Origin of the sequence: Streptomyces sp. NPDC005803 (assembly GCF_040630435.1) — a bacterium.
Classification (GTDB): Bacteria; Actinomycetota; Actinomycetes; order Streptomycetales; family Streptomycetaceae; genus Streptomyces.
On record NZ_JBEXXO010000066.1, the window covers coordinates 1 to 4,128 of the forward strand.

The 4,128-nt window shown below is 66.7% G+C and carries 5 protein-coding genes; 4 read left to right on the forward strand and 1 reads right to left on the reverse strand.

The window, feature by feature from the left end; all coding sequences use genetic code 11:
* Nucleotides 1-541: 541 nt before the first annotated feature.
* The gene (locus ABZ454_RS38625) at nt 542-1,048 is read left to right on the forward strand and encodes a hypothetical protein (RefSeq protein ID WP_359544099.1); all 507 of its coding nucleotides are present in this window, start codon (nt 542-544) and stop codon (nt 1,046-1,048) included.
* A 434-nt stretch (nt 1,049-1,482) separates the two neighbouring features.
* Entirely contained in the window at nt 1,483-2,013 is a 531-nt protein-coding gene (locus ABZ454_RS38630) for an N-acetyltransferase (RefSeq protein ID WP_359544100.1), read from the forward strand.
* A gap of 93 nt (nt 2,014-2,106) precedes the next feature.
* Here ABZ454_RS38630 and ABZ454_RS38635 read toward each other — a convergent pair whose 3' ends face one another.
* On the reverse strand, nt 2,107-2,394 hold the full coding sequence (locus tag ABZ454_RS38635; protein WP_359544101.1) for a glutaredoxin family protein: 288 nt from the start codon (nt 2,392-2,394) through the stop codon (nt 2,107-2,109).
* Between the two features lie 220 nt (nt 2,395-2,614).
* Here ABZ454_RS38635 and ABZ454_RS38640 point away from each other — a divergent pair, with 220 nt between their 5' ends.
* Both ABZ454_RS38640 and ABZ454_RS38645 read left to right on the forward strand, forming a co-directional pair.
* Complete coding sequence (locus ABZ454_RS38640) at nt 2,615-3,193, forward strand: TetR/AcrR family transcriptional regulator (protein ID WP_359544102.1); 579 nt, start codon at nt 2,615-2,617, stop codon at nt 3,191-3,193.
* Between the two features lie 103 nt (nt 3,194-3,296).
* Nucleotides 3,297-4,076, forward strand: a complete 780-nt coding sequence (locus tag ABZ454_RS38645) for an SDR family oxidoreductase (protein WP_359544103.1) — start codon at nt 3,297-3,299, stop codon at nt 4,074-4,076.
* Nucleotides 4,077-4,128 lie beyond the last annotated feature (52 nt).

Consider the following 4,128-nt stretch of genomic DNA (forward strand, 5'->3'; position numbering starts at 1 on the left):
GCTACGAACGCAAAGCCGACCACTTTCTCGCCTTCACCAGCATCGCCTGCACCCTCATCTGCTACCGCAGGCTCGCCAAATGAGATGACTTCTTACATGAACGTCACCGTGCCGTCCATGGTGCCGCCCAAGTACGAGGTCGGCCCCGGCGTCCGACTGATCACTCCCAACCAGCTCCCCACCTTGATGCAACGGCCCTCCCACTACACCGTCGTCGGGGCGGGGAAGACCGGTATCGACGCCTGCCTGTGGCTTCTGAACCACGACGTCGATCCGTCGGACATCACCTGGATCGCGCCCCGCGACGCATGGCTGCTCGACCGGACCCATATCCAGCCCGGGCCGGCGTTCGCTCCCATCGCCGCCGAAGCGAATGTGGCGCGCATTCAGGCGGTCACAGGCGCCGGGACCTTCGAGGAGCTCTTTGAGCGCCTGGAGGCAGGCGGCACCCTGATGCGCATCTCCCCCGAGGTCACACCTACGAGTTATCGCTGTGCCACGGTGACCCGGGCCGAGTTGGCCCAGTTGCGCCGGATCGACGATGTCGTACGCCAGGGCAGGGTCCGCCACATCGACGAGGAGACCATCGAACTGGACCACTCCTCGCTCCCGGCCCGGATCCCTCTACATCGACTGCACCGCCCACGGCCTGGGGCAGCGGCCGCCGGTACCGGTGTTCGACGCCGCACGCATCACCTTGCAGTCCCTCATCAGCTGCCAGCAGGTGTTCAGCGCCTCGCTGGCCGCACACGTCGAAGCCGCCTATGTCGACGACAGCGCCAGGAACGAGCTGTGCGTACCATCTCGGCACCCCAGCACCGACGTAGACTGGCTGCGTTCCGCAATCAACGTCGGCGACAGGCTGCTGCGGTGGTCAGCCGACCCCCAACTGCGCGACTGGCTGGGGAAGCCCCGGCTCTTCCTCTATTCGACACTGATGCTCGTGCCCGAGGAGCAGACGGAGACGGTCACTCAGCTCATTCACGCCGAGAAGTCGCGCCTGCAGGAGCTGCTGGCCCACGTCGAGCCGGCCGCAGCCGTCCTCTGACAGCCGTTCCGCACCCGCAACAACTCACCGAGGCCGGTGCCGGGCGTGCTCGCACCCCCTGCGCCCCCGTCGGCGGCGTGCGGACCTGAGACCGTCCGCACCACGGCTCCGGGCACACAGTGGAAATGAGGGGACCGGCGACGGTGTTGGCCTGTCTGCGGTGCAACGGCATACACAGAGCGCCCGGCACGGTGAACGGATTCGGGAAGGTCCCGGTCCCTCCGTGCGAGGGAAGAACAGCCGCTCCGGGGATTCAGCGCAACTCATCTCTCCGAGCAGCCCAGCCCATGGTGCGACTGTTCCACAGGACGGCATGCCGACGCGTCGGGACAGTCGGCATGTGCGGTCGCACCACCGCATAGGAGCTGTGACCACGCATGCCGTCCGACCTGCTGCCCGTGCTGGCGAAGTCCTGAGAGAATATGAGCGTCCACGTGTCCGCCGTGAAGATGTCCCTCCCCGTTCCGTGCAGTACATCCGTTCACCACGAGGTGGCGGGCGGTCATCCGATCGCCACGCGCTCCGGCCGTCTCACGGTGACACGGCCGGCCTCGGAGGACTCCTACGAGGCCGTGAACCGCATGCACGGACGCTCCAGCCTGGAATCGCGCTTCAGTCGCTATCAAGCTGCTCGGCGTCGGCTGCGCCCGTCCGAATGGGCTGCGCTGGTCGGACCGGAGCAGGGCCGGAGCTGGGTCACTCACCCCGTCGGCAGTCCGCACCTGGTGATCGCGACCACGCACCTGCTGCATACGGGCAGTAGCCACACAGGTGAGCTTGCACTGCTGGTGGAGGATGCGTGGCAGAACAGCGGGCTGGGCCGGGGACTCACCCGCTATGCCCTGGCTCAAGCTTCGGTGCTCGGCATGCAAACGGTGAGAGTGAGAACTCAGCTCTCCAATGACCGGATGCTGGCCATCTGCCGTGCACTGGGGGCGACACCGTCCGCCCGGACGAACAGGTGACGGACGTGGATCTCATGCTTCCCGCGACCTGACCACACCACTGCGCGGTCTCCACCACGGGTCTGCGCGCACGTGCGCCGACCCGCACCGCGTTCAGGGCTGGTGTTGCGCGAGACGCGCGCGAAGACGTCCTTCGTCCACCTTCCAGAACGTGTGCTGAAGACCGTCCACCAGGACCACCGGGACCTGTTCCCAGTAGGTGCGGTGGAGATCCTCGTCCTGGGCGATGTCCTTCTTCTCCCAGACGACCCCCAGCTCCGCACAGACCTTCGCGACGGTGCGTTCCGCGTCGTCGCACAGATGGCAGTCCGACTTGCCGATCAGCGTGACGACATGATCGCGACTGTCGTCGGCCGTACGGGTCTCATGGCGACGAAGCATCCTCTTCTCCACCGGCTTTCGAACTCAGGACCTGACTCACTCAGCTCGGACACTACGCCACTCGGAGGCGGTCATCGCCCCCGGTGCCGGACGTCAGGCTGGTCGGGTCGCGGGAGGCACCGGAGACTGCCGCAGAGCAACCACAGGCTGCCGCCACCAAACGGCAGGCACTCCAGTCAGTATTTGACTTGACGGTACAGAACGATGTTAAGGTCGGACCATGGGCAGGCCCAAACAGTTCGATCCGGAAACCGCCGTCGAACAGGCGATGCAGGTCTTCTGGCGCCGGGGATACTCCGGCACCTCCCCACAGTGCCTCATCGACACACTGGGCATCGGCAAGGGCAGTCTCTACAACGCCTTCGGCGGCAAGCGGCAGCTGTTCGACCTGGCGCTACGCCATTACCTGGACGCGCACGCCGCGGCCATGGACGCTTTGCTGGAAGAATCCGGACCAGTGAAGGAACGGTTGCGCGGAACACTCCATCTCCTCGCCGACACGGATTTCGCCGACCCTGAGCGCCGGGGCTGCCTGGCGATGAACACGGCCATGGAGTTCGGGCACGACGACGCGGCCTTGGCCGCCATGGTCCGGGAGATGCTGGACCGGACTGACCGCACTCTGCAGGCGCTCCTGGAGGAAGGGCAGCGAGCGGGGGACATCACCCTTGAGCGTGACGCCCGGGACCTGGCGGCGCTGCTGCTGAACACCGTCACCGGTCTGCGCGTCATGGCCCGTATCGAGTCCGGGCCGGATCGCATGAAGCGCGCGATCGACACCACGGTCGACCTTCTTTGAAGGCTCTGCGCGATCACGGAACCCCGACTGATGCCGCTCGCTGCGCGATGCGGCACACCCCTGTTCATTTTTTGTACCTCGAAGTAAAGAAAAGGTAGGCGGCATGAACCTCAACCTCGATTCCAAGACAGCGATCGTCACGGGCGCCAGCCGGGGTATCGGTCTGGCGATCGTCAAGGCCCTGGTTGCCGAAGGCGTGCGCGTCGTCGGCGTGGCCCGAAGCGTCACGCCCGGACTCAAGGACGCGGGCGCCATTGCGGTGTCCGCCGACCTCGGCACCGCGGAGGGCGTGACCGCGGCGTTCGACGCCGCGGTGAGCGAGCTGGGCGGCATCGACCTGCTGGTCAACAACGTCGGCGGCGGCGACCTCAAGGTCCAGGGCTTCCTCGACACGGACGACGAGCAGTGGGCGCATCTCATCGACGTCAATCTGCTCAGCACGGTCCGCGCGAGCCGGCTCGCGCTGCCGAGCCTCATCGAGCGCAAGGGCGCCATCGTCAACATCTCGACGGTCTCCGCACGCATGCCCGGCCTCGGCCCGGTGGCCTACGCCTCCGCCAAGGCCGCCGTCACCGCACTGAGCAAGGCGCTGGCCGAAGAGTTCGGACCTCAGGGCGTCCGTGTGAACACCGTCTCCCCCGGCTTCGTGCGCAGCTCGATCTATGACAGCCCGGACGACTTCGGAGGCAAGATCGCCGCCGCGTTCGGGATGGAAATCCCGACCTTCTTCGAGCAGGCACCGGGTGCGCTCGGTGTCACCACCGGCCGCTTCGTCGAGCCGGAAGAGATCGCAACGGCCGTGGTGTTCCTGCTCTCCGCCGCCGCGGCGAGCATCACGGGTGCGGACTACGTGGTCGACGGCGGCATGCTCAAGGCCGTGTGATCCGGTCGTGCGAGCGGCCGCCGCCAAGCGCTGGGCAGCGCTTGGCGGCGGC